The 23782-nt window shown below is 59.1% G+C and carries 26 protein-coding genes; 8 read left to right on the forward strand and 18 right to left on the reverse strand.

Annotation, left to right across the window (positions count from 1 at the left end):
• Positions 1 to 68 precede the first annotated feature (68 nt).
• Entirely contained in the window at positions 69 to 1133 is a 1065-nt protein-coding gene (gene ald, locus RRB22_09245; protein ID MDT8384588.1) for an alanine dehydrogenase, read from the reverse strand.
• A 170-nt stretch (positions 1134 to 1303) separates the two neighbouring features.
• Here ald and RRB22_09250 point away from each other — a divergent pair, with 170 nt between their 5' ends.
• Complete coding sequence (locus tag RRB22_09250; GenBank protein MDT8384589.1) at positions 1304 to 2578, forward strand: ATP-binding protein; 1275 nt, start codon at positions 1304 to 1306, stop codon at positions 2576 to 2578.
• Positions 2579 to 2749: 171 nt separating this feature from the next.
• Entirely contained in the window at positions 2750 to 3706 is a 957-nt protein-coding gene (gene trxB, locus RRB22_09255; protein ID MDT8384590.1) for a thioredoxin-disulfide reductase, read from the forward strand.
• Between the two features lie 89 nt (positions 3707 to 3795).
• Here the strand turns inward: trxB and RRB22_09260 are convergent, their stop codons facing one another.
• Positions 3796 to 4473, reverse strand: a complete 678-nt coding sequence (locus RRB22_09260; GenBank protein MDT8384591.1) for a flagellar brake protein — start codon at positions 4471 to 4473, stop codon at positions 3796 to 3798.
• A gap of 78 nt (positions 4474 to 4551) precedes the next feature.
• Between RRB22_09260 and RRB22_09265 the strand changes: the two genes are divergently transcribed.
• From RRB22_09265 to infA, 5 genes are all read left to right on the forward strand, one after another.
• Positions 4552 to 5748, forward strand: coding sequence for a GNAT family N-acetyltransferase (locus RRB22_09265; GenBank protein ID MDT8384592.1), 1197 nt, complete (start codon positions 4552 to 4554; stop codon positions 5746 to 5748).
• Between the two features lie 29 nt (positions 5749 to 5777).
• The gene (aat, locus tag RRB22_09270; protein MDT8384593.1) at positions 5778 to 6545 is read left to right on the forward strand and encodes a leucyl/phenylalanyl-tRNA--protein transferase; all 768 of its coding nucleotides are present in this window, start codon (positions 5778 to 5780) and stop codon (positions 6543 to 6545) included.
• A gap of 19 nt (positions 6546 to 6564) precedes the next feature.
• Entirely contained in the window at positions 6565 to 7287 is a 723-nt protein-coding gene (locus RRB22_09275) for an arginyltransferase (GenBank protein MDT8384594.1), read from the forward strand.
• Positions 7288 to 7648: 361 nt separating this feature from the next.
• The gene (locus tag RRB22_09280) at positions 7649 to 7885 is read left to right on the forward strand and encodes a hypothetical protein (protein ID MDT8384595.1); all 237 of its coding nucleotides are present in this window, start codon (positions 7649 to 7651) and stop codon (positions 7883 to 7885) included.
• Between the two features lie 417 nt (positions 7886 to 8302).
• Positions 8303 to 8521, forward strand: coding sequence for a translation initiation factor IF-1 (gene infA, locus RRB22_09285; protein MDT8384596.1), 219 nt, complete (start codon positions 8303 to 8305; stop codon positions 8519 to 8521).
• A gap of 117 nt (positions 8522 to 8638) precedes the next feature.
• Here the strand turns inward: infA and clpA are convergent, their stop codons facing one another.
• The 11 genes from clpA to gspG all read right to left on the reverse strand — a co-directional run bounded on the left by clpA (position 8639) and on the right by gspG (position 18879).
• Positions 8639 to 10903, reverse strand: a complete 2265-nt coding sequence (gene clpA / locus RRB22_09290) for an ATP-dependent Clp protease ATP-binding subunit ClpA (GenBank protein ID MDT8384597.1) — start codon at positions 10901 to 10903, stop codon at positions 8639 to 8641.
• Between the two features lie 123 nt (positions 10904 to 11026).
• Positions 11027 to 11347 carry an ATP-dependent Clp protease adapter ClpS gene (gene clpS / locus RRB22_09295; protein ID MDT8384598.1) on the reverse strand — a complete coding sequence of 107 codons (321 nt, stop codon included), beginning with the start codon at positions 11345 to 11347 and terminating at the stop codon, positions 11027 to 11029.
• A 149-nt stretch (positions 11348 to 11496) separates the two neighbouring features.
• Positions 11497 to 12753 (reverse strand): NADP-dependent isocitrate dehydrogenase, encoded by a 1257-nt coding sequence (gene icd, locus RRB22_09300; protein ID MDT8384599.1) that lies wholly within the window; start codon positions 12751 to 12753, stop codon positions 11497 to 11499.
• 248 nt (positions 12754 to 13001) lie between these two features.
• Complete coding sequence (locus tag RRB22_09305; GenBank protein MDT8384600.1) at positions 13002 to 13808, reverse strand: type II secretion system protein N; 807 nt, start codon at positions 13806 to 13808, stop codon at positions 13002 to 13004.
• A gap of 104 nt (positions 13809 to 13912) precedes the next feature.
• Positions 13913 to 14401 (reverse strand): type II secretion system protein M, encoded by a 489-nt coding sequence (locus tag RRB22_09310; GenBank protein ID MDT8384601.1) that lies wholly within the window; start codon positions 14399 to 14401, stop codon positions 13913 to 13915.
• Positions 14398 to 15729 carry a type II secretion system protein GspL gene (gene gspL, locus RRB22_09315; GenBank protein ID MDT8384602.1) on the reverse strand — a complete coding sequence of 444 codons (1332 nt, stop codon included), beginning with the start codon at positions 15727 to 15729 and terminating at the stop codon, positions 14398 to 14400. The genes RRB22_09310 and gspL overlap by 4 nt, the downstream gene beginning before the upstream one ends.
• A 14-nt stretch (positions 15730 to 15743) precedes the next feature.
• A complete protein-coding gene (gene gspK / locus RRB22_09320; protein MDT8384603.1) occupies positions 15744 to 16748 on the reverse strand; it encodes a type II secretion system minor pseudopilin GspK in 1005 nt (334 codons plus the stop codon).
• Complete coding sequence (gspJ, locus tag RRB22_09325; GenBank protein ID MDT8384604.1) at positions 16748 to 17362, reverse strand: type II secretion system minor pseudopilin GspJ; 615 nt, start codon at positions 17360 to 17362, stop codon at positions 16748 to 16750. The genes gspK and gspJ overlap by 1 nt, the downstream gene beginning before the upstream one ends.
• Positions 17359 to 17793 carry a type II secretion system minor pseudopilin GspI gene (gspI, locus tag RRB22_09330; protein ID MDT8384605.1) on the reverse strand — a complete coding sequence of 145 codons (435 nt, stop codon included), beginning with the start codon at positions 17791 to 17793 and terminating at the stop codon, positions 17359 to 17361. Before gspI ends, gspJ begins: the two co-directional genes overlap by 4 nt.
• 4 nt (positions 17794 to 17797) lie before the next feature.
• Entirely contained in the window at positions 17798 to 18373 is a 576-nt protein-coding gene (gspH, locus tag RRB22_09335) for a type II secretion system minor pseudopilin GspH (protein MDT8384606.1), read from the reverse strand.
• A gap of 59 nt (positions 18374 to 18432) precedes the next feature.
• Positions 18433 to 18879 carry a type II secretion system major pseudopilin GspG gene (gspG, locus tag RRB22_09340; protein ID MDT8384607.1) on the reverse strand — a complete coding sequence of 149 codons (447 nt, stop codon included), beginning with the start codon at positions 18877 to 18879 and terminating at the stop codon, positions 18433 to 18435.
• A gap of 189 nt (positions 18880 to 19068) precedes the next feature.
• On the opposite strand from gspG, the gene rrtA reads away from it, so the two are divergent.
• Entirely contained in the window at positions 19069 to 19680 is a 612-nt protein-coding gene (gene rrtA, locus RRB22_09345; protein ID MDT8384608.1) for a rhombosortase, read from the forward strand.
• 28 nt (positions 19681 to 19708) lie between these two features.
• On the opposite strand, the gene RRB22_09350 is transcribed toward rrtA, so the two are convergent.
• The 5 genes from RRB22_09350 to petA all read right to left on the reverse strand — a co-directional run bounded on the left by RRB22_09350 (position 19709) and on the right by petA (position 23680).
• Entirely contained in the window at positions 19709 to 20083 is a 375-nt protein-coding gene (locus RRB22_09350) for a ClpXP protease specificity-enhancing factor (GenBank protein ID MDT8384609.1), read from the reverse strand.
• A gap of 21 nt (positions 20084 to 20104) precedes the next feature.
• Positions 20105 to 20725 carry a glutathione S-transferase N-terminal domain-containing protein gene (locus RRB22_09355; GenBank protein MDT8384610.1) on the reverse strand — a complete coding sequence of 207 codons (621 nt, stop codon included), beginning with the start codon at positions 20723 to 20725 and terminating at the stop codon, positions 20105 to 20107.
• Positions 20726 to 21114: 389 nt separating this feature from the next.
• The gene (locus RRB22_09360; protein MDT8384611.1) at positions 21115 to 21852 is read right to left on the reverse strand and encodes a cytochrome c1; all 738 of its coding nucleotides are present in this window, start codon (positions 21850 to 21852) and stop codon (positions 21115 to 21117) included.
• A complete protein-coding gene (locus RRB22_09365) occupies positions 21849 to 23084 on the reverse strand; it encodes a cytochrome bc complex cytochrome b subunit (GenBank protein ID MDT8384612.1) in 1236 nt (411 codons plus the stop codon). Before RRB22_09365 ends, RRB22_09360 begins: the two co-directional genes overlap by 4 nt.
• Positions 23084 to 23680, reverse strand: coding sequence for a ubiquinol-cytochrome c reductase iron-sulfur subunit (gene petA, locus RRB22_09370; GenBank protein ID MDT8384613.1), 597 nt, complete (start codon positions 23678 to 23680; stop codon positions 23084 to 23086). Before petA ends, RRB22_09365 begins: the two co-directional genes overlap by 1 nt.
• Between the last annotated feature and the right edge of the window lie 102 nt (positions 23681 to 23782).

Genomic DNA, 23782 nt, shown 5'->3' on the forward strand with positions numbered 1-23782 from the left:
CCAAGGTCGCCTTGTGCCTCGTTCTGGACGATAACGTGGGGGCATAATCGCAAGCCCCTCTTAATCGCCTATGTTAACCCTTTCAGCGCCGAATGTACGACCTCTCCGTGCCGGAGATTGATGCCGCGCCGCAGCTCGGGGTGTTGTTGCCAGTCCGGCCGGGCCAGACGGGCGACATAGGGAATCAGCGCCGCCGAGAGCGCCTGTGAGGCGGTACGCGGCACCGCGCCCGGCATGTTGGTGACGCCGAAATGGATCACCCCATCCACCACAAAGGTGGGATTGGCGTAGTCCGTGGGGCGGGTGGTTTCGATGCAGCCGCCCTGGTCGACCGAGATATCGATGATCACGCTGCCGGCGCGCATCTCGGCCACGGTCTGCGCGCTCACCAACCGGGTCGCCCGCTGACCGGCGATCAACACCGCGCCGATCAGCAGATCCGCCTCCACCACCGCCTGATGCAGGGCATCGGGATAGGGATAGAGCCCGGTGACATTGTTGCCCAGGGCGCGCATCCGGGCCAGCTTGTCGCGATCGCGATCAAACACCGTGACCTCGGCCCCCATCGCGGCGGCCAGCAGCGCGGCACTGCCGCCTGCCACCCCGGCCCCCAGCACCACCACCCGGCCGCGCTCGGCGCCCGGCACGCCACCCAGCAGGATGCCTTCTCCCCCCTGCGGCTGGTGCAGCAGATGGGCCCCCACCTGCACCGCCACCCGGCCAGCGATATCGCTCATGGGCGCGAGCAGGGGTAACAGACCGGTATCGGTCTCCACGGTCTCAAAGGCCACCGCAGTGACCCCGGTCGCCTGCAGGGCGTGCAGCAGGCCGAGGTCTGCCGCGAGGTGCAGATAAGAAAACAGCAGCTGATCCTTGCGCAACAGCGCCACCTCCACCGGCTGCGGCTCCTTGACCTTGACGATCATCTCCGCCGCGTCATAAACGGCCGCGGCCGTGTCCATCAGGGTCACGCCCAGGTCCGCATAGGCCTGATCCGGGTAGCCGCTCAGGCGGCCGGCGCCAGCTTCCACCAGCACCTCATGGCCCTGCTCCACCAGCTGTCCGGCAGCGGCGGGGATCAGGCCCACCCGGCCTTCCAGCACGCGTATCTCTTTGGGTACACCGATTTTCATACCGCATTCCTTGTTGTCATGTTTCGGGCCAGGCGCAATCCCGTGCAGTATAACCAGAATCCAACGGGCCCTGTAGCAACCGACAGAATCACCTAAAGCACTGCGGGTTTATTGACGATATGGCAGAAGGCAGGCCGTTGACCTGCACACATAACAGGATATGGGCTCGCATGCTCCAGCGTTTCCGACATCGCCAGGATACCGAACACGAACAGGCACTGATCCGTGTCGGCCTGGCCGGCTTCGCGCTGATTTTTCTACTGGTCTCCTATCAGGTGACCGGCAAAACCGAACACCGCACCGAAGTGCTCATCGCCGCCCTGCTGTATCTGGCCTTCTCCATCGGCCTGGTCGCCGTGCTCTGGTTTCACGCCACACCCTCTCCCAGCCGACGCCTAACCGGAATTATCATCGACATGGGCATTGTCACCTATGCCCTGTCGGTCACCGGTGATATTGGCGCACCGCTCTATGGCGGCTATCTGTGGGGCATCATCGCCAACGGCTTTCGCTTCGGCAAAAACTATCTGTACGCCGCACAGGCAATAGCCGTGGCGGGATTCTGCTGGGTGATCGCCACCGGGGCGTTTTGGCAACAGTACCCCATGTTCGCCATCGGGCTGCTGATCTGGTTGATCGTCATCCCGCCCTATATCTCGATTCTGCTGAATCGGCTCAGCGAGGCCGTATCCAAGGCCAAAAAGGCCGACATGGCCAAAAACCACTTTCTGGCCAATATGAGCCACGAGTTGCGCACACCGCTGAATGCCATTCTGGGTTATAGCGAGATACTGGGCGAGGAGATGCGCGATAGCGGCCAAACCGGACATGCTCGCGACCTGAAGAATATTCACAATTCCGGCATCCATCTGTTGGGGCTGATCAACGAGGTCCTCGACCTATCGAAGATTGAAGAAGGCCGGATGGATGTGTTTTATGAAAACATCGACATCCATGAATTGACCCACGATGTCGCCGCTACCATTCGACCGCTGGTGGAAAAGAATGCCAATCAGTTTGAGATTGATGTGGCCAGCGGGATTACCACCCTGCGCACCGATGTCAACAAGCTCCGCCAGGTGCTGTTCAATCTGCTGAGCAACGCCTGCAAATTTACCCACAACGGACACATCCGTCTGGCGGTGAGCCAAAAGACCATGGGGCACGACGAGCAGAGTAAGGAGTACCTGGTCTTCAAGGTGACCGACAGCGGCATCGGCATACGGGCAGAAAAGATCGAATCCATATTTTTACCGTTCCATCAGGAAAGCCAGGACATCAGCAAGGCATTTGGCGGCACCGGCCTGGGCCTGACCATTAGCAAACGCTTTTGTGAACTCATGGGCGGCAAGCTGCTGGTGAAAAGCGCCAAGGGTGAAGGCTGCTGCTTCAGCGCAGTGTTACCCATTCCCCCCGCGGAGATCTCAAAGGCAACATCTCTCTAAAACCGGCCCACGCGATCGACGGCCTCTGGCGGCGGGCCATTAATTTTGCCCGCCGCCCTCCCGCTGCGCACGGATTCGTACTATATTGGCAGTCTGCTGACTGCAAGCCATGCGCCGTTTACGCACGCTGCGACCACCCCGAAATTCACCGTCTTTTGTAGGAGTTTTTAAATGAGTGAGACCAAACACTGCCGCCTGATTATTCTTGGTTCCGGCCCCGCAGGGTATTCCGCTGCCGTCTACGCCTCACGCGCCAACCTCAACCCGGTGCTGATCACCGGCCTGGAACAGGGTGGACAGTTGATGACCACCACCGACGTCGACAACTGGCCCGGCGACAATGACGGCGTGCAGGGCCCGGAGCTGATGGATCGCATGCGCAAACACGCCGAGCGCTTCAACACCGAGATGATCTTTGACACCATTAACAAGGCGGACCTGAGCAAACGCCCCTTCACCCTCACCGGCGACAGCGGCGTGTACAGCTGCGACGCACTGATCATCGCCACCGGCGCCTCGGCCATGTATCTGGGCCTGGAGTCGGAAGAGGCCTTCAAGGGTCGCGGCGTTTCCGGCTGCGCCACCTGCGACGGCTTTTTCTACAAAAACAAACCGGTGGCGGTTATCGGCGGCGGCAACACTGCGGTGGAAGAGGCGCTGTATCTGGCCAACATCGCCTCCCACGTGACCGTGGTGCATCGCCGCGACAAATTCAGCTGTGAGAAGATTCTGGCCGATCAACTGATCGAAAAGACCAGGACCGGCAACATTTCGGTCCAGTGGAACCACACCCTGGACGAGGTGCTGGGCGACAACATGGGCGTTACCGGGATGCGCATCAAGAGCACCCAGGACGACAGCACCCAGGAGATCGCGCTGGACGGCGTGTTCATCGCCATTGGCCACAAACCCAACACCGGCCTGTTTGATGGTCAGCTGGACATGGAACACGGCTACCTGAAGGTAAAGAGCGGCACCCAGGGTAACGCGACGGCCTGCAGCATCGAAGGCGTGTTCGCCGCCGGCGATGTGGCAGACCACATCTATCGCCAGGCGATCACCTCCGCCGGCACCGGCTGCATGGCGGCGCTGGACGCAGAACGTTACCTGGACAACCTGGCGGGATAAGATCGAGAAGCAGCAGGGTCCGCGGGGAAACTCAGAGCCTGTGAAAAAATCGACGGCCGTAGCGAGGGCGTCGAATTTTTCACAGGCTCTCAGCCCTGTCCGCGAGCGATACGCTGGTAGACAAAGGCATGCACCAACACCGATTGCGCGCGATCAATCAGACGCAGTTCGACACCGTGATGGAAATAGCGCTGACCGACCTTTTCACCCCGCTCGGTGCGGATATTGCGCACGATGGCCTGCAGGGTCACCTCTTCCACCTCATCGGCCACATCAAAACTCATCGACACCAGCAAGCCCTGACCGGTTTCCACCAGGGGGCTTTTGGCGATCAGCAAGGCGCCACTGGTGCTCATGTCCTGGATGGTCACCGGCTGGGATGGCTGGGCGGCATCGGCCGCAAACGAATCCGCCAGACAGGGATGCACCGTGGCCGGCATATTCAGGTCCACCCGCAGCGCCTTGCGCACGGTGACCGCCTGCACGTTTCTGGGGAAACTCAAATGCAGATGGGGATACGGCCGGGCAACGGAACAGATCACGGTCACTGAGAAACCCACGATCTCATTTCCCGACATCAGGCGCACGATCAGCGACTGCCCCTCACTGATGGGCAGCACGTGTCCGTCCACCATCGGCGTGGTGACCAGCAGGCTCTTGCCGGCCAGGTAGCCGATTACCTTAACGTAATAGCGTGTGCCCTGATCGGCCGCCACCTGCAGCTGCAAATTATCACCAATATCCAGGGCCAGCTCTTTTCCAGACATGCGTTGATCACCCGTTCCGACTAAAATTTATCATTGAATCCGACCCACAAAAGATAAGGCCTCGTATACCGTTTACCTATGTCACCTGTCAATTCACCCACCCGCAGCCTCATTATCGGCAGCCTCGACGAAGTCTCAAGCGATTCTTGGAATGCACTATCCGGAACCGATATCCCGTTTCTGCGGCATGAATTTCTCAGCGCCCTGGAAAGGCATCACTGCGTGGGGGAATCGACCGGCTGGATTCCGCAACATGTGCTGATCTACCACAATGACAGCTTGCTCGGGGCAATGCCGCTGTATCTAAAAACCAATTCCTACGGCGAAATGGTGTTTGACTGGGCCTGGGCGGAAGCCTACCAGCGCAACGGCATGGATTACTACCCCAAGTTAGTCTCCGCCATCCCCTACACCCCGGCCACCGGCCCACGCCTGCTGATTGCGGCCGCCGCGGAGCGCGAAACGATTGCGGCGCAACTGATACAGGCCGCGCTGGAACACGCCAGCAATCTCGGGCTATCTTCGGTGCACTGGCTGTTTCCCCACCAACAAAACCGCCAGCAGCTCGAACAACAGGGCCTGCTGATGCGCCTGGGGTGCCAGTTTCACTGGCACAACCTGCCGGGAGAACAAGGCTATCGGGACTTCGATGACTATCTTGACCGCTTCACCTCCAGCAAGCGTAAAAAGATTCGCCGCGAACGACGCCTGGTCACCGAAAGCGGCGTCACCCTGCGCCGACTCTATGGCCATGAACTCAGCGAACAACAATGGCAGTCAGTGCATCGACACTACCGTTCCACCTTTGATCGGCTGAGTGGCTATGCAACACTGTCACTGGATTTTTTCCGCGACATCAGCCAGACCCTGCCGCAACAGCTGATCGTCGTCATTGCCGAACACCATGGCGACACCGTCGCCAGCGCCATTTGCTATCGGGATGACACCACGCTCTACGGTCGGCACTGGGGATGTGATGCCCATTATCAGAACCTGCACTTTGAGGCCTGCTATTACCAGGGGCTGGAATACTGCATTGAACACCAACTACAACGCTTCGACCCCGGCGCCCAGGGCGAGCACAAAATCAGCCGCGGCTTTCTGCCCACCCCGACCTGGTCGGCGCACTGGATCGCGGACCCCGCCTTCAAAAAGGCGATCAGTGATTTTCTGCACCGCGAGACCCAGGGCATGCAACACTATATTCAGGAGCTGGACGAACATTCACCGTTTAGACGTGACGCGGATGTTTCATCCAGCAGCGAACCGCAATAGCATCGGTATCAGCTGACATAAGGATGCCTATGCAAGCTACCGCCCCCTACTGGATTCAGCCTCACGACACGGGCCTCGAATTCCCCGATGTGCGCCTGGCCCTGGACGAACCGGATGGCCTGCTCGCGCTCGGCGGTGATCTCAGTACGGCCCGGCTGGCGGCCGCCTACCGCAGGGGCATCTTTCCCTGGTACAGCGACGGCCAGCCGATTATGTGGTGGTCACCCAACCCCCGCTCGGTCCTGTTTCCACGCGACCTGAAGATCTCCCGCAGCCTGCGCAAGACCCTGCGCAAAAACCGCTTCCAGGTCAGCTTTGATCGGGCCTTTGCCGAGGTCATCGAGGCCTGTAGCGGCCCCCGCCGACAGGACAACGACCCCGGCACCTGGATCACCGCCGCGATGAAATACGCCTATCAACAGCTGCACTGGCAGGGGCTCGCCCACTCCGTGGAATGCTGGTGTGATGGCCAACTGGTCGGTGGTCTCTATGGTATCGCCCTGGGACAGGTGTTCTTCGGCGAGTCCATGTTCAGCCGGCAGGCCGACGCCTCAAAGGTGGCCTTCGTCACCCTGGTGCAACAACTCGCGCGCTGGGGTTTTGCGCTCATCGACTGCCAGATCCAGTCCCGGCACCTCGACAGCCTGGGCGCACACACCATCAGCCGCGAGGCATTTACCGCACTGCTCGATCAGTATTGCGAGCAGCCGGGCAAGGCCGGCCTGTGGACCACGGAGAGTCCTGACTCCCCGTTCTCCACCGAGGCGGCAACCACAGCCTCAACCGATGGGCACTGAGTCCCCTGGAGTGGCTAAATTGCCGGTCGATCTGGCCTTCTTCTCCAGCCCACCGCACGCCTGCGGTTATCTGCCCGGCCAGACGGCGGTCACTGTATTTGCCGACCCCGACGCCGCGATGGACAGCGTCAAGTACAGCGCATTGGCGGAAATCGGTTTTCGCCGCAGCGGCAACCACGTCTACAGACCGCATTGCCCTGGCTGCCAGGCCTGCACACCGGCACGCCTGCCGGTGATGCATTTTCGGCCCAACCGTAACCAGCGCCGCACCTACCAGCGGGCCCCCAATTTTTCCATTACGATCGGCAAACCGGTGTTTCGCGATGAGGCCTTTGCGCTCTACCAGCAATACGTCAGCCGCCGCCATGCCGGCGGCGGGATGGATGATGCCGATCCGCACCGCTATCTGGAATTTCTCAGCAGCGACTGGTCGCAGACGGAGTTTGTGGAGTTTCGACATCACGGTCGGTTGATCGCCGTTGCCGTACAGGATGTGCTCGCCCAGGGACTGTCCTCTGTGTATACCTTTTTTGACCCGGATTTCTCCTCGATCAGCCTTGGGCGCTACGCCCTGCTCTGGCAGATCTCGGAGGCGCGGCGCCGTAACCTGCCGTATCTCTTCCTCGGCTACTGGATCAGCGACTGCCAGAAGATGTTTTACAAACAGGAGTACAGGCCCCTGGAACTGTTCCTGAAGGGCCACTGGCAGCGCTTTGGGCGTCACCAGCCCCTGCCTTTCTGAGCCTCTTTCTGGACCCCTTCCTGTACCCGATAGACCCACCATAAGGCAGGTTCAACAGCCCCTCCCAACAGCCCCGCCCAAACCCCGTCTGCCCCGAATATTGCATCCGTTCGCCGAACGACCACCAGCCCGGCGCAATGTGTGAAATATGCGCACTACGTCCAAATAAATTTTCAAGCCCATCCGGGTCTGGACGATAACTCAAAGTAAGAACACCGAGGCAGAACAGCAACCTAAGACACAAAGTAATAACAGTAACTTGGAACAACTTTATTTTGAGGCAGTCAGTGCAGGGTTAAGTTGGAAATTTTGACAACTGGGGCTAGTGGTAGCGGTTCCTCACCTATTGAAGGAGCACGTCATGTTGAGCTTTATCTATAATGTTAGCCAGCAGTTTGAAAGAGAACACGGGTTCAGCCCGAATACGCTGTATATGAATTACGCCCACCTGGAATGCCTGAAGCAGCAGCTGGACAATCCCAATGACTTTGAGGCCGTCACCTCCCTGCTGGGAATGGAACTGGTGCTCGCACAGGAATCGGTGCATCCCTCGGTCGCCTGGCACTCCGAGCCCTGGAAACAGGCCGTCAACTGCTAACCCGCGTTGCTTACCGCGGTATTGGGTCTGAAACCAAAAGATTTTGCTCCCTCCCCGTAGCAACCACCACAGAGGCCTCGTGCCTCTGTTTTTTTTGGGGGGGTGTGGCGCCGGGGCCTGGCGGACTCAGGTTGCCGGCTTTTACAACCTTTTCCCGACTTTACCCCCGCTTACTTTGAATATTTGACCATTTTAGGGCATTATGCCGCGTGGATTTTGCGTGGCTGTCGATCCAGCCCGTCTTTCTGATCACTCAGCTGAACATTCAGCTGAGTGATCATGGAACGATCAATGGCACGCTGACTACGCGCCCGGATCACGCGATTAGCCCCGAACACAGCTCACAAATTTTTGCTATAAAGCAGATCTACGGCGCTGATTACAACCGATTACAACTTAAGAGCACAGCAAGAGAATATGGCAAAAGAAGAAGGCATCGAGATGGAAGGCACGGTAATCGATACGTTACCGAATACCATGTTTCGCGTGGAATTGGAAAACGGCCACGTGGTCACCGCTCATATCTCCGGAAAAATGCGCAAACACTATATCCGCATCCTCACCGGCGACAAGGTCACTGTACAACTGACCCCCTACGATCTATCCAAGGGTCGCATCACCTTCCGCGCCCGCTAACCCCTTCGCCGGGCGACAGGCGAGACAGCGATCGGTGCAAGGTGCCTGGGCATGCACTTTGCACCGCACCGAAACCGCAGGGAACCCCCTCGACTGAAGTACCCACTGAAGTACCCACTACAGCACTTCGGTAACAGGTTCCTCTTCATTGATGGTGAAGGTCAGGCCGGCGCTGTCGGTTGACACCTTGACCAGCCCACCGTTAACCAAACGCCCAAACAGCAGCTCTTCGGCCAGCGGCTTCTTGATGCGTTCCTTGATCACACGGGCCATCGGACGGGCGCCCATCTTCTCGTCATAGCCATTCTCCGCCAGCCAGACCCGCGCGCTGGTGTCGACCATCAACTCCACCTTCTTGTCTTCCAGCTGGGCCTCCAGCTCGAACAGGAACTTATCGACCACGTGCGAAATGGTCACGTGATCCAGCGGCTTGAACGGAATGATCGCATCCAGTCGATTGCGGAACTCCGGCGTGAAGGTGCGTTTGATCGCCTCCAGGCTATCCGTGGAATGATCCTGCTGCCGGAAACCAATGGTCGGCCGGCTCATGGCATCGGCGCCGGCATTGGTGGTCATCACCAGGATCACATTGCGGAAATCCGCCTTGCGGCCGTTGGTGTCGGTCAGCGCACCGTGGTCCATCACCTGCAACAGCAGGTTAAAGACATCAGGGTGCGCCTTTTCGATCTCATCCAGCAACACCACGGCATGCGGGTGTTTGTTGATGGACTCCGTCAACAGGCCGCCCTGATCGAAGCCCACATAACCGGGAGGCGCACCGATCAGCCGCGATACCGTATGCCGCTCCATGTATTCGGACATGTCAAAACGGATCAGCTCAATGCCCATGATCTTGGCCAGCTGACGGGTCACCTCAGTCTTGCCCACACCGGTCGGCCCGGCAAACAGGAAGCTGCCGATCGGCCGGTCTTCATTGCCCAGCCCGGCCCGCGACATCTTGATCGCCGTCGCCAGGGTATCCACCGCCTCATTCTGTCCGAACACCACCAGCTTGAGATCACGATCGAGATTACGCAGCCCTTCCTTGTCGGAGGTGGACACCTGCTTGGGCGGGATGCGCGCCATCTTCGCCACCACGGCCTCGATGTCTTTCACACCCACGGTCTTTTTACGCCGGGAGGGCGGATTCAGACGCTGCACGGCACCGGCCTCATCAATCACATCGATGGCCTTGTCCGGCAAATGGCGTTCGTTGATATAGCGGGTCGCCAGCTCGGAGGCGGTACGCAGCGCCTGATGGGTAAAGCGCACCTGGTGATGCTCCTCGAAGCGGGATTTAAGCCCTTCCAGGATCTGCACGGTCTCTTCCATCGACGGCTCGGGCAGGTCGATCTTCTGGAAACGCCGCGCCAGTGCGCGGTCCTTCTCAAAAATGCCGCGGTACTCCTGGTAGGTGGTGGAACCGATGCACTTCAGCTCACCCGAAGCCAATACCGGCTTGATCAGGTTGGAGGCATCCATCGCACCACCCGAGGCGGCGCCCGCCCCGATAATGGTGTGAATCTCGTCGATAAAGAGGATGGCGCCCGGCTCCTTTTTGAGCTGCGCCAGGACGGCCTTCAGGCGTTTTTCAAAATCACCACGGTATTTTGTACCGGCCAGCAGGGCGCCCAGATCCAGCGAATAGATGACGCCATTGGCCAGGATCTCGGGGACCTCGCCATCGACGATCTGTTTGGCAAGCCCTTCCGCCAGGGCCGTTTTACCCACCCCGGCCTCACCCACAAACAGCGGGTTGTTTTTGCGACGGCGACACAGCACCTGCAGGGTGCGCTGGATCTCATCCTTGCGGCCGATCAGGGGATCGATCTTGCCCTGCATGGCCAGCCGGTTCAGATTGGTTGCATAACTCTCCAACGGACTCTTGGCGGACGCATCCCCTTCCTGCCCCTCTTCGGCGCTCGAGAAGGGTTCAGCGTCGCCCTCGTCCACTTTCGAAATACCGTGGGCAATATAGTTCACCACATCGAGTCGGGCGACATTTTGCTTGCTGAGGAAATAGACCGCCTGTGACTCCTGCTCGCTGTAGATGGCCACCAGCACATTGGCGCCGGTCACCTCCTTGCTGCCGGAGGACTGCACCTGAAATACCGCGCGCTGCAGCACCCGCTGGAAGCCGAGGGTCGGCTGGATCTCGCGGTCATCGCCTTCCGGCAGCAGCGGCGTGGTTTCGTGTAAAAATTCGGTGAGGTCTCGCTTTAATTCATCGAGATCGGCGCCGCAGGCCTGCAGCGCGCTGTTGCTGGTGGGATTATCGGTCAAGGCAAGCAGCAGGTGCTCCACCGTCATGAATTCATGACGCAGTTCTCGTGCCTCCTGAAAGGCGAGATTGAGGGTGACCTCGAGTTCATGACTTAGCATAACGTTCCCCTACAATGTGCCCCGGAAAGGGGCAGTTACTACAATAATCCCTTCTCTAAAATCCTATCTTCCTAGTCGGACCAAATCCCGTTCACTTTAGCCAGCAATGCACAGGATCGGCGCTCAACTCGCCACTTCCATTTCGCACAGCAGCGGATGGTTATTGCCGCGCGCATATTCATTGACCTGCGCCACCTTGGTCTCGGCGATCTCCCGCACAAAGATGCCGCACAGCCCCTTACCCTGGGTATGGACATGCAACATGATGCGCGTGGCCTGGGCGCGATCCTTGGAAAAAAACCGTTCCAGGATATGCACCACAAATTCCATGGGGGTGAAGTCGTCGTTCAGCAGCACCACCTGGTACATCGGTGGTTTTTTCAGCTTTGGACGCGATTCCTGTACCGCCAGGCCGTCGTCGCGGTGTGTGTCTCTGTTTCCCATAAACCTAATTCTAGTCGAAGCCCGAGGCGATACTATGTCCAAGAAATCGTTTAACAAATCGTTTAACAAATCTGCTTAACTGCCTCGTTGAGATGGGGTCGGATTGGCAATAATGCAAGCGGCCCCCAGCCCAGCGAGATCTCCCACAACTACATATTGGCAACCACCGCCGCGGCAAACCCGGAGCAGCTCACCAGGGTCGCGCCTTCCATCAGCCGTTCCAGGTCATAGGTCACGGTTTTGGCCTGAATGGCGCCAGACATGCCCTTGACGATGAGATCGGCGGCCTCGGTCCAGCCCATGTGGCGCAGCATCATCTCGGCCGACAGAATCAACGAACCGGGGTTCACCTGATCCTTGCCCGCATATTTCGGGGCGGTGCCGTGGGTGGCCTCAAACATCGCCACGGTGTCGGACAGATTGGCCCCCGGCGCAATACCGATGCCGCCCACCTGCGCCGCCAGAGCATCAGACACATAATCGCCGTTGAGGTTCAAGGTGGCGATCACATCATATTCCGTCGGACGCAGCAGGATCTGTTGCAGAAAGGCATCGGCGATGACGTCTTTCACCACGATCTCCTCACCGGTGTTGGGATTCTTGAAGCGGCACCACGGACCGCCGTCGATCTCGGTGGCGCCAAATTCGGATTTGGCCAGGGCGTAGCCCCATTCCTTGAAGGCGCCCTCGGTGAATTTCATGATATTGCCCTTGTGCACCAGGGTCAGCGAGGGGCGATTGTTGTCGATGGTGTACTGCAGCGCCTTGCGCACCAGGCGCTGGGTCCCCTCGCGGGACACGGGTTTGAGGCCGATACCGGAGCTGTCGGGGAAACGGATCTTGGTCACCCCCATCTCGTTGCGCATGAAGTCGATGACCTTCTTCACCTCGGGCGTACCCTCCTGCCACTCGATGCCGGCGTAGATGTCCTCGGAATTCTCGCGGAAGATCACCATGTCGGTCTTCTCCGGCTCTTTCAGCGGACTGGGCGTACCGGTGTAATAGCGCACCGGCCGCAGACAGACGTACAGGTCCAGCTGCTGGCGCAGCGCGACATTCAGCGAGCGCATGCCGCCGCCGACCGGCGTGGTCAGCGGGCCCTTGATGGAGACCACATAATCCTTCACCGCCGCCAGGGTTTCGTCAGGCAGCCACACATCGCCACCGTAGCGCTTGTTGGCCTTCTCACCCGCGAACACCTCCATCCAGGCGATAGAACGCTCGCCGCCGTAGGCCCTGGCCACCGCCGCATCCACCACGGTCTGCATCGCCGGGGTGACATCCACGCCGATGCCGTCACCCTCGATAAACGGCACGATGGGGCGATCCGGCACATTCAGGGAATGGTCCGCATTGACAGTAATCTGGGCGCCATCGGCAGGGACAGTGATTTTATCGAAAGACATGGATACTCCGTTGTAATTTACAGGTCGGTCATTTATGGGTTGTTTATGAAGGGCTTAGGGATTCGTTGGGATCCGTTATGGACAGCGGCGTTAGCGCCGGAACACACGACATCCTGCACGCAGGGCCGCGAGGGCATCCTCCAAGACACCGGAAAACGGGAAGAATATTAGCATGTTATGAATTTGGCGGCGACCGATGTCGGCGCCGGCCTGGGCGCACAGCACGCTATATGCCACGACACACGCCGCTAAAACAGACCCAGGCTCGCCAGGCTGCCCGCGCGTTTGAGTTTGATCCGACCATCGGTGCCGGCCCGCCCCAGCGACCGCAGGGCGGCCTCGAGATCCGGCGCATTACGGGCCGCGAGACTGCCGTTAAATTCATATTTCCCGTCCGCTGTCAGCGTCAGCAGGCCATCCAGCGACAGCGGGCCGCCGCCATCACTCACCACCCCTTTTATCGCCTGCTCGGCATTCTCCAGTTGCAGCGACAGATCGCCCAGCGCCACCGGTTTAAAGATATTCAGGCCGGCACCCTGCCAGGCGACACTGCCCTCCGCCGACACCAGATTCTGTCCATCCCAGTGCAGCTGGGCCAGGTTCAGGCTGACGACGCCCGCGGGGCGCACCGCGGCGGCTTTGGCCAGTGCCGCCACCCACTGGGCCGGCAGGCGCGCCTCCAGCTGTTCGACGCTGACACTGCCATCCAGCCCGAAGGCGGTCTGCGCCCGGGCATACCCGGATTCACTCCCGGATGCAGATTCCGGCAGCTGAAAGCCCCAGCCCAGACCTACCTGACCGAACAATAGCGACCACGGATGCAGCGTCCATTGCAGATCGCGCAACGGCTGCCCCTGAATAAGCGCCACCGCGGCCCCGCCGGACCACACGCTGCCGCTGATACCCGACAGGGCCACCGCCCTGTTTGCCTTCGCGCTGCCCTGCCAGTGGGCATAGGCCCGCTCTGCGGGAAACGTCACCACCAGGGCCACCAGATAGATCAGCAGACCAAACACCACGAGCGGAAAATATTGAAAGCGCACAGAAAATTTCATAGAAAACGTTACATCACCCTTCTGGTTAACGACAAGTTGGCGCCGCACTGAATGCGGAATTCCGGGACCGCAATCGGGCTGTAGCGATGCCGTGACGACCTGGCTCAGGCATCGGCCTCAAACACCAGGCGCACATCCACCCGGCCGGTGACCTCCAGGGCCTGAAATACGCTGCTCTCCACGTGCACGCCGTGGCGGGTTTCCAGCAGGCTCAGCCAGCGCACCACGTCGTCAAAGCTGGCGGATTCCAGCCACACCCGCACCTTCTGCTCGCCATCGGGCTGGACCCGTTTCAGCGCCGGCCCCAGTTGAGCGGTCTTGGCGGTCCGATCCACCAGGGTCAGCAGCGACTGGCCGCTGGGCGGTTTGGCCGGCTGGGTACTGCGGCCGCGCAGCTGCTTCACCTCCTGTGCCGCACCGCGCATCCAGGCCAGCAGCGATGTCTGCTCGGCGGTGCTCAGCCGAAGGCTATCGACCTTATTGGCCAGGGGTTCCCAGATCCCCACATACAGCAACAACACCAGCAACAGGGGGGCCGCAATCAACAACAGGCGACGTTCATTGGCCTCCAGGCCGGCAAACCAGGCCTTCATTTTCCGCCTCCTGTCGAGGGCAGCCACTGCAAGGTCAGGCGGCTTTCCACCTTGCCCTCCCGCGAAGAGGCCGAGACGATGTCGACCTGCAGCCTGGCCTCGTCGTGCAGCCGTTGCTTGAGTTTATCCAGACTCTGCAGGTCCGGCATTTCCACATCCACATCCAGCTGCCCGGTCTTGAAACGCAGGGTGCGCAGAATCACGCCATCGGTGTCTTTAAACACGACGCCGGCCTGGGCCAGCAAGGGCAACAACCCTCCATCCTGGCCGCCACCACTGCGTAGCTGTTCCAGGCCGCGCTGCATCTGCACCCTGGGATTCACCACATTACGCGCCCCTGGAAAGGCATCGCGATACACTGCCTCAATCTGCTCTTTCAGTTCACTGCTGCTGGCCGACAGGCGGCTGTACTCCAGCCCGAACATGCCCACCTGCAGCAACAACCATAACCCCAGCACAACGATCGCCGGTCGCCAGGGGCGCAACAGTTTTTCCAGTTGCTGTTTGCGACTGTAATCACCCTGCAGCAGATTAATGGCGTGCTGCTCGTCAAAGCTCTGCGCCAGGGCCACGCTGCGAGCCTCATCCTTCACTTCTAACGATAAGTCGATACTATGGGTCGCGCACATTTCCGCCAGGCCGCGATAGGCATCGGAATTCTCAAAATCACTATCACTGCAGATGATCACCCGCAGGGCGCCGGGAAGGTGATCGCGGGCGTCATCGAGACAGGCCTGGGTTACCGCTAGCAGATTATCCAGCTCGCAGCCCAGGCCGGTCTGGGCACCGGTGCGCAACAGCCCCGTCTGGCCATCAATCAGCATCGACCAATGGGCCTGCCCGGCCGCATCGACCGGTTCCCACTGCACGCCAAACATCTCCGGCGTCATCACGTCGGCCTGCAGGCCGGCGGACCTGAGCTGCGTCAGCCAGGCCTCCAGGCGCGCGCGCGACACTACGGCATTGGTCACCCGCCCCTGTTTGTCCTGCTGGCCGATGGCCACGTGCAGCCGATCAAGGTCCTCGGCCAGCTGTTCTTCCAGTGCATAGGGCACCGCCCGGGCCAGTCGCTGAGCCTTCATTGCGGGGAGATCAACCTGCGCCAGCAACACCTCCGCGCCGGGCACCAGCACGCTGACTCGCGCGCCCACGGCCTGGGCAGCGGCCTGCGCGAGATCGCCATGAAACAGACTGCCGGCGGGACGATCATCGTCGCGCAGCACCCAGCTGGCGGGGGCTACCGCGGCCGCTTCACCCGCCGCCATCTCGGCGCCCGCCAAGTGGCCCACTGGGGGCTCAAACAGTTGAATGAAAAGTTGTTTACGCACGTCTGCCTCTACAATTAGTACGAACCGATGCCCCGCCGCACCACGTTGATATCATTACCGACTCTCGCCAGCAGACTGTACATGCGCAGGCTCGTGCGGCCAATAGCCGCATCACTGGTGATCAGAAAGTAGTCACTGCTCACCCCCACCAGCTTTGGATCCAGCGTAATCTGATAATCGCTCAGTAACTTGGTCACAAAATCCTCCGGCTTTTCAAACGGCGTGGCACGGCGATACTGGGCCAGCTCTTCGGCGATTCGCGCCGTGATGTCTTCATGCAGGCTCATCAACACCAGCTCCGGCGCCGTATTCACATTCACTGTCGTCCCCGATGTCGCCGTGGCCGCCTGTGGCAGGGTGGCGATCAGCGGCGCCAGGGCGGCCACATCCCGCAACGAGAATCCGGCCACCGCCGCCAGTTCAGTGGGGCTGACCATCCGCCGATTGGCCGCCCGATACGGTACATCCAGACTCAGATAGTTCATATCTTCGGCACCATCGGCCAGGGCATTTAGGTCGGGATCAATCCAGTCGGCCACCCGGTTGACCATAAAGGGCGAGAGCTGCACGTCCTTTTCCACGAGACTGACCTGGGCAAGGATCCGCTGCAATACCCTGATCTGTTCCTGATTCGGCGTGCTGTTGCTGCCCGCGTTAGTATCGATGAGATTATTCAGATTAAAGCGCCCCTGCAGGTCTTCGATACTGCCGCTGATCATGCCGCCTTCTATGGGCACGGGCGGCAGCTGGGTGGCCCAGTCCTCGTCCAGGGTATCGATCTGCGTGGTCTGCCGGTCCTGTCTCAGGATCTGCGACCCCCAGGCCTCCGCCGCCAGGGCGTACATGTAGGCCTGATCGGCCTCCAGCATGTTGCCGGTGCGGCGGATATCCAGCTGCTGGCGCGAGGCCATGGCCACGGCGGCGACTGTCACCAGGGCCGAAATCAACAACGCCGTAATCAGGGCCACGCCCTGCTGTCTGTTGTGCGGAGCCTTCCGCTTGTGGTGATGCACCGACATTAACCCGGCACCCGAAACAGGCGGGTGATGCGGCCTTCGGCCGTGGTCTCCAGGGTGACCTCCACGGCCCTGGCTGAACCCGGGATGGCCTGCCCCCCCGTCTGACCGGCCGGCCAGCTGGTCTGCCAGTTATTTGCGCTATCGAGAAACCGCAGCTCCAGCTTGTCGACGCCATCCAGCAGGACGCTTTCCAGCGGTTGGCTATCCTGGGCGCGATCCAGCACATTCCAGTAGACCCGCACCAGCTCACCATCGCGCAGGCCGTAGGCCACACGCTGCAGATCACTGCGGGCACGGCCTGCCGGATTGCGCCAGCCGGTGCGGGTCAGCTCGAGCTGATAGCGGCCGGTCTCTACGCCCAGCATGGCCGCTTGCAGATCACCATATTCGTCACGAATCGAACGGTCGATGGCTTGCTCAACATCGCGGCCCAACCATAAAAAGACCATTTGCAGCTGGGTCAGTCGTTCGGCATGTTGATTGGTTACCTGGCGGGCCAGCATCACGCTATTGAGACCGCTATAGGACATCGCTGCCAGCAGGGCGAAAATGCCCAGCGCCACCAGCAATTCGAGCAGCGTGAAGCCGTTTTGAGCCGGCCGGCGACTGATCATGGCTGGCCCAAAAATCCCGTCAGGGTCACCAGCGGGGATTCATCGTCCTCTGCCGGTCGCACCATCACATCCACCCGACGGATAGACTGATTGGGTGTCTGACTCACCTGCACCGCCCAGAACCATTCGTGCCGCGCCATCAGCGAGCTGCCCTTGGTGGTCCTGATTGCGGGCCATGCTTTGTCAATCTGCAGCTCGGCCATCTTATTCATCGCGACCCAGTGGGCATAGGTGCGCTGTTGCAGGCCGGAGGCATTGCTAGCATTGCCGGACACGGCGCTGGCCGCGGCGGCCAGCGAAAAGGCGATCACCGCCAGGGCCACCAGCACCTCCAGCAGGGTAAAGCCCCGGCAGCGCGCAGAACCAAAAAGACCTGGACGGAGTGCATGACCGTGACCCCGGCGCAGGCCGGCATTAAGCGGCATTGGCATGACCTTAGCTTCCATCGTCATTCGCCCTGGCCAACACCAGCTTGCCATTGATTGAACCTTGCAGAGAATAGGTCTCAACCTCGTCCGCACTCAGGCTCAGGCTGAAGGGGGTGAGTTCGCCGCTGGACAGGATAAAGATCCGCGGCAGATTATCCGGGTCTGCGAAACTGGCCTCGACACCTTCCAGCGTCAGTTCGAGTTCCACGTTCTCGGGCAATGGCCGTTCGCGGAACATTTTATCCTGCTCCACCCGTTGCCAGCCGTTACTGCCCAGTTCCAGAAACTGATAACGATCATGATTGAATTCCAGCGCCAGTTCACGCCCCTGCAACACCGTCTCTTCCGCAGCCAGCTGTATGAGGCCGTGTAGCCGCTCCGCCTCATCCTGCACAATACGACTGCTGTTCTGGCCAATAGACAGGCTGGCGAAGCTGATAACAATACCGATGATCACAATCACCGCCATCAATTCAAGCAGGGTAAAACCGGCCTCGCAGCGACGACCCTGAAATGCACGGTGCGACTGGTGCGCCGCATTACAGAACAGCCGCGATTGCGCCGGTAATGGAGAATGGGTCATGGCGCGCTCATCCAGCGGCGAAGATGACACTGGAAACGCTGGCAGCCGTCCCCTGAAAACTATTGCAGATTCCAGTTACCAATGTCGGCATTGATATCTTCTCCACCGAGCTGCCCATCGGCACCGAATGTAAATATATCGATATCACCCTGCACGCCCGGCGCCAGATATTGATAATCATTGCCCCAGGGATCCTTGGGCAAACGAGGGATATACTGCTTCCAGTTACGTGGTTCGGGCGATGTGCCGGGCTTGGTCACCAGCGCCTCCAGCCCCTGATCGGTATTGGGATAAACAAAATTGTCGAGCTTGTAGAGATTGAGCGCACTTTCCAGGGCGCGAATATCCTGCCGGGCCTTAACCGCCTGCGCCTCTGCGGGCCGATCCATCACCCTTGGCACCACAATGGCGGCAAGAATACCCAGGATGACCACCACCACCATCACCTCGATCAGGGTGAAGCCGGTCTGCCGTCGGTATAGAAAATTCACTGAATTAGTTTGCACGTCTGTCTCCATTCTTTACACTGGTCTTGATGTTTCTGGTTTACAAGCGTTAAAGGGATGCTTTATCGCAATCATACCACTAGTCAGGTTGCCAATTGATGACTGATGATGACTGAGGCGCAACAATCCGGGGAGGGCCCGCACGGCGGTTCTCTATCCTAACCACACCATCATCGAAAACACACCACCATGACGCTATCACAATTTCGCGCCTCCCGTTTGGCGCACCTTGGACTGCCACTGACCCTGGCCCTGTGTATGACGCTGGTCGCACTGGGCGGTTCCGAGCTGTCCGCCCTGTTGCGTTTTGAGCGGGAGGCGATCCTGCACGGACAGCTGTGGCGTCTATTCAGCGGCCATTTGACACACCTCGGTTGGTCGCATTTATGGCTGAATATTGCCGGCCTGGCGCTGATCTGGGGGCTGGTCGGCCGCTGCTTCAGCCTCCGGCAGTGGCTATCCATCAGCGCCGGGCTGGCGCTGGGCATCGGGCTTGGACTGCTCGTCTTCAACCCTCAACTGGCCTGGTACGTCGGCCTGTCGGGGGTGTTGCATGGCATGCTGGTGGCGGGCGGCATCGCCGAGGTTCGCGCCGGCCGAGGCAGCAGTTATGTGTTGCTGATACTGGTCGGGGCAAAGCTGGTATGGGAACAGGTGGCGGGCCCCCTGCCGGGCTCTACGGCCGGCGCCGGCGGGGCGGTGATCGTCGATGCGCACCTCTACGGCGCACTCTGTGGGATCATGTTTGGCGGGATATTGAAGCCCGCCGGGCTCCGCGATAGACCGGACCGAGCGAACTAACCGGACTACCAACCAAACCAAACGAAGCTTACTTCACCACACGCAGCGTAGGACCGCTGGGTTTATTGGGCTCGGGGGTAGGATCCTCATCCTCATTGAATACCATGCCCCGGCCATTTTCACGCGCATATATCGCCAGCGCCGCCGCAATCGGTACGCGCACGTGCATGGGCTTTCCGCCAAAGCGCGCATGAAAGCCCACCTCATCCCTGGCCATATCCAGATTCTGCACTGCCTCCGGGGCAATATTGAGAATAATCTTACCGTTGCTGACGTGTTCCTGCGGGACATAGACGCCGGACAGCTCGGCGTTGACCAACATATACGGGGTCATGTGGTTATCCACAATCCATTCGTAAACAGCGCGCATTAAATAGGGCCGACTGGAGGTCATATCACTCATCGCTAGCAGGTATCACATACGTTATTCGCGAATCTCACGCTCTTTTGAGGTCAGGCTCGCCTGGAAGGAGTCCAGCGCAAACAGGCGTTCGCCATAGGCGGTAACCAGTTTGGCGCTGCTGGGCAAGGTGACGCCGTACAGCGGCAGGCGCCACAAGATAGGCGCGATCGCGCAATCCAGCAGCGATAACTCATCGCTCATGAAATAGGGTTTTTGCTCGAAGATGGGGGCGATAATAGTAAGGCTGTCACACAGCTCCTTGGCCACCTTTTCCTTGTCGCGTCCCTTCGACAGCTTGCCAACCAAAGAATCCCAGTCGCGCTGAATACGATGCAGGGTCATGCGGCTTTGTGCGCGGGAGACGGGGTCAACCGGCATCAGTGGCGGATGGGGAAAACGCTCATCCAGATATTCCATGATCACCTGCGCGTCGTAGAGCACCAGGTCACGATCCACCAGGGTCGGCACGGATCCGTAGGGATTGAGCTCCATCAGGTCTTCAGGGGGGGATGAAAGGTCAACGTCGACGCCCTCAAAGTTGATGCCCTTTTCGGCCAGGACGATGCGTACACGATGACTGAAAATATCGTTTACACCGGTGAAGAGATTCATCACGGATTTTCTATTGGCGACGACTGCCATTTTGCGTTCTCCAACAACTGTGCTTTGGGTGATTCGGGAAAAGAGGCGCAGTATACCCGAATTATAGGGATACTCCCGGAATCCCCCGTAAGCGGCTGATTTGATTGGAAATAGATTTCCGGCATACAGACGGTAATGACTGTGTTTACCGCGCGAACCATGCACACCCTCGGAAGACGGTTACGCGGGAGAGCTTCCGTCACAGCAGCAGATCGGTGAGCACGTCGACGGTGGAAAATTTCCGGCGGGAAGAGACCCGCCAGGACGGGGCGTGGTTGCTAAAGGGTTCGAAATAACGTCGAGACAACCTAAGGCGTGCCGTCAAACTTTCGCAACGACAAGATTAGCACCCAACCAGAACTATACCGTGTTCACGGACCAGAGGCGATTCAGTGGACATCCTTCCAGTATTCCTTTTTCAGCAGATAGACCAGCACCAGGAACCCGGCCATAAACAGCAGTACCCACTTACCCAGCGCCAGGCGCTGAAGCTTGCTGGGCTCACTCAGATAGGCGAGGAAAGTCACCAGGTCTCGCACCACCGCATCATATTCCTGCGCAGTTAATCTGCCGGCCTCGACAAGTTCAAAGCCCACGATCATATCCCGTTCCGTACCATATGCATCGACCGCGCGTTGCATTACCGGTGCCTGCAAGCCCTGTAACTCCCACAGCACATGCGGCATACCGACATCCTTGAAGACGCGATTGTTGACGCCCCAGGGACGGGACTCATCGCGATAAAAAGCACGCAGATAGGTGTACAGCCAGTCAACACCGCGTGCACGTGCGATCACCGACAGGTCCGGCGGCGACTGACCGAACCAGCGACCGGCATCCTCTTCATCAATGGCAACCTGCATCACATCACCGATCTTGGCGCTGGTGGTAATCAGCTGACTGCGCACATCGTCATCCGTCATGTCCAGATCCTGTCCGATGCGACTGTATCGCATCAAGGCGGCAGAATGACAATTCAGACAATATTCAACAAATGTTTTGGCACCGCGTTTAATCGACTCACGATCTTCGATCTGAATATTGGCCGCATCCAGCGCGATGCCATTACTACTTGCCATCACGGTCATTGGCAGCAACAAAACAACAAGTACAGCGATTCTCATCATTTCGTCACCCTCTCAGGGATGGGCCTGGTTTTGTCTAACCGGGTGTAGATAGGCATCAGCAAAAAGAACGCAAAATAGACGATGCTGAAAATACGGGAGAACAGGGTCGCTGTCGGCGTTGCGGCCACCGTGCCCAGATAGGCCAGACCGATGAAGCTGACCACAAAGCTCGCCAGGGCCGTTTTGAACAGGAGCCCCCGCTGGCGAATCGACTTGACGGGCCCCCGATCCAGCCACGGCAATAAAAACAACACCACAATCGATGCCCCCATCGCCACCACACCGAGAAATTTGTCAGGCACCGCCCGCAAAATGGCGTAGAAGGGCGTGAAGTACCACAACGGTGCGATATGCTCCGGCGTCTTCAGGGGATTGGCCGGCACAAAATTATCTTTCTCCAGAAACCAGCCCCCCATCTCCGGCGCATAGAACAGCACTACAGCGAAGATCATCAAAAACACCACTGCCCCAACGGAATCTTTCAGGGTGTAATAGGGATGAAAGGGAATGCCGTCTACCGGTACGCCATCCTTGTTCTTGTGCTTTTTGATCTCGATGCCATCGGGATTATTGGAACCGACGGAATGCAGAGAGATCATGTGAAACATCACCAGACCGATCAATAGCAGCGGAAAGGCGATCACATGGAAGGCGAAAAAGCGGTTCAGGGTGGCGTCGGCCACCACAAAATCGCCCCGTATCCATAAGGCCAGCTCATCACCAATATAGGGGATGGCGCCAAACAGGGAGATGATGACTTGCGCGCCCCAGAAGGACATCTGCCCCCAGGGCAACAGATATCCCATAAAGGCCTCGGCCATCAACACGGTGAATATCAGCATGCCGAACAACCACAATAGTTCACGCGGTGCGCGGTACGAGCCGTATAGTAAGGCCCGAAACATGTGCAAATAGATCACCACAAAGAAAAACGACGCGCCGGTGGAATGCATGTAGCGAATCAGCCAGCCCCAGTTCACATCACGCATGATGTATTCCACTGAGGCAAAGGCGGTGTCGGCGGTTGGCTTGTAGTTCATGGTCAGAAAGATACCCGTGAGCAGCTGCATCACCAGCATCAGCAGGGCCAGAGAACCGAAGTAGTACCAGAAATTCAGGTTTTTGGGGGCATAATACTTGACCATGTGGTCGTGCCAGAAGGCCGTCACCGGAAACCGCTCGTCCGCCCAGTCACGTAGGGCCACAGCGCGATATTTCATGTTTTCAAACATCAGATGGCCTCCGGATCAACACCCACCATCAGGCGGGTCGCCGAGACATAATGATAGGGAGGGACAACCAGGTTGGACGGTGCGGGCACACCGGAAAACACGCGGCCGGCGAGATCATAACGAGAGCCATGACAGGGACAGAAGAAGCCGCCCTTCCAGTCCGGACCCAGATCAGGGGGCGCAAATTCTGGCCGATAGGTCGGCGCACAGCCCAAATGGGTACAGATACCGACCATCACCATGTATTCAGGATTGATCGAGCGATGGGGGTTTTTGGTGTAATGCGGCTGTTGGGACAACTCGTCAGAGCCCGCATCCCGCAACTTATCCGTCAGGGTTTCCATACCGGACAGCATGGCCTGATTACGCCGCAGCACCCATACGGGTTTACCTCGCCATTCGACGGTCATCAGCTGACCGGGCTGCAGCTTGCTGATATCCACCTCAACCGGGGCGCCGGCGGCCTTCGCCTTTTCGCTGGGATCCATGGACAACACAAACGGTGCGGCCACATAAACGGCGCCAATCCCACCCATTGCCGCCGTTGCCGCCAGCAACATGCGGCGTCGGCCCTGATCAATTTCATTCGAACTCACATACTAGCCCTCGATAGCTTGATATCCGCAAGGGAGCCTCAGTAATCACTATATCTGCCCGTTAACATTAGGCTTTTACACCAAAAACACCCGGATTAGCCA

Source organism: Gammaproteobacteria bacterium (assembly GCA_032250735.1).
Lineage (GTDB): Bacteria > Pseudomonadota > Gammaproteobacteria > SZUA-152 > SZUA-152 > SZUA-152.

Bases quoted from the DNA above. Each gene is read 5' to 3' on its own strand.
- ald (MDT8384588.1), bottom strand. From the start codon at position 1,133: ATGAAAATCGGTGTACCCAAAGAGATACGCGTGCTGGAAGGCCGGGTG.
- RRB22_09250 (MDT8384589.1), top strand. From the start codon at position 1,304: ATGCTCCAGCGTTTCCGACATCGCCAGGATACCGAACACGAACAGGCA.
- trxB (MDT8384590.1), top strand. From the start codon at position 2,750: ATGAGTGAGACCAAACACTGCCGCCTGATTATTCTTGGTTCCGGCCCC.
- RRB22_09260 (MDT8384591.1), bottom strand. From the start codon at position 4,473: ATGTCTGGAAAAGAGCTGGCCCTGGATATTGGTGATAATTTGCAGCTG.
- RRB22_09265 (MDT8384592.1), top strand. From the start codon at position 4,552: ATGTCACCTGTCAATTCACCCACCCGCAGCCTCATTATCGGCAGCCTC.
- aat (MDT8384593.1), top strand. From the start codon at position 5,778: ATGCAAGCTACCGCCCCCTACTGGATTCAGCCTCACGACACGGGCCTC.
- RRB22_09280 (MDT8384595.1), top strand. From the start codon at position 7,649: ATGTTGAGCTTTATCTATAATGTTAGCCAGCAGTTTGAAAGAGAACAC.
- infA (MDT8384596.1), top strand. From the start codon at position 8,303: ATGGCAAAAGAAGAAGGCATCGAGATGGAAGGCACGGTAATCGATACG.
- clpA (MDT8384597.1), bottom strand. From the start codon at position 10,903: ATGCTAAGTCATGAACTCGAGGTCACCCTCAATCTCGCCTTTCAGGAG.
- clpS (MDT8384598.1), bottom strand. From the start codon at position 11,347: ATGGGAAACAGAGACACACACCGCGACGACGGCCTGGCGGTACAGGAA.
- icd (MDT8384599.1), bottom strand. From the start codon at position 12,753: ATGTCTTTCGATAAAATCACTGTCCCTGCCGATGGCGCCCAGATTACT.
- RRB22_09305 (MDT8384600.1), bottom strand. From the start codon at position 13,808: ATGAAATTTTCTGTGCGCTTTCAATATTTTCCGCTCGTGGTGTTTGGT.
- RRB22_09310 (MDT8384601.1), bottom strand. From the start codon at position 14,401: ATGAAGGCCTGGTTTGCCGGCCTGGAGGCCAATGAACGTCGCCTGTTG.
- gspK (MDT8384603.1), bottom strand. From the start codon at position 16,748: ATGTCGGTGCATCACCACAAGCGGAAGGCTCCGCACAACAGACAGCAG.
- gspJ (MDT8384604.1), bottom strand. From the start codon at position 17,362: ATGATCAGTCGCCGGCCGGCTCAAAACGGCTTCACGCTGCTCGAATTG.
- gspI (MDT8384605.1), bottom strand. From the start codon at position 17,793: ATGCCAATGCCGCTTAATGCCGGCCTGCGCCGGGGTCACGGTCATGCA.
- gspH (MDT8384606.1), bottom strand. From the start codon at position 18,373: ATGACCCATTCTCCATTACCGGCGCAATCGCGGCTGTTCTGTAATGCG.
- rrtA (MDT8384608.1), top strand. From the start codon at position 19,069: ATGACGCTATCACAATTTCGCGCCTCCCGTTTGGCGCACCTTGGACTG.
- RRB22_09350 (MDT8384609.1), bottom strand. From the start codon at position 20,083: ATGAGTGATATGACCTCCAGTCGGCCCTATTTAATGCGCGCTGTTTAC.
- RRB22_09355 (MDT8384610.1), bottom strand. From the start codon at position 20,725: ATGGCAGTCGTCGCCAATAGAAAATCCGTGATGAATCTCTTCACCGGT.
- RRB22_09360 (MDT8384611.1), bottom strand. From the start codon at position 21,852: ATGATGAGAATCGCTGTACTTGTTGTTTTGTTGCTGCCAATGACCGTG.
- RRB22_09365 (MDT8384612.1), bottom strand. From the start codon at position 23,084: ATGTTTGAAAACATGAAATATCGCGCTGTGGCCCTACGTGACTGGGCG.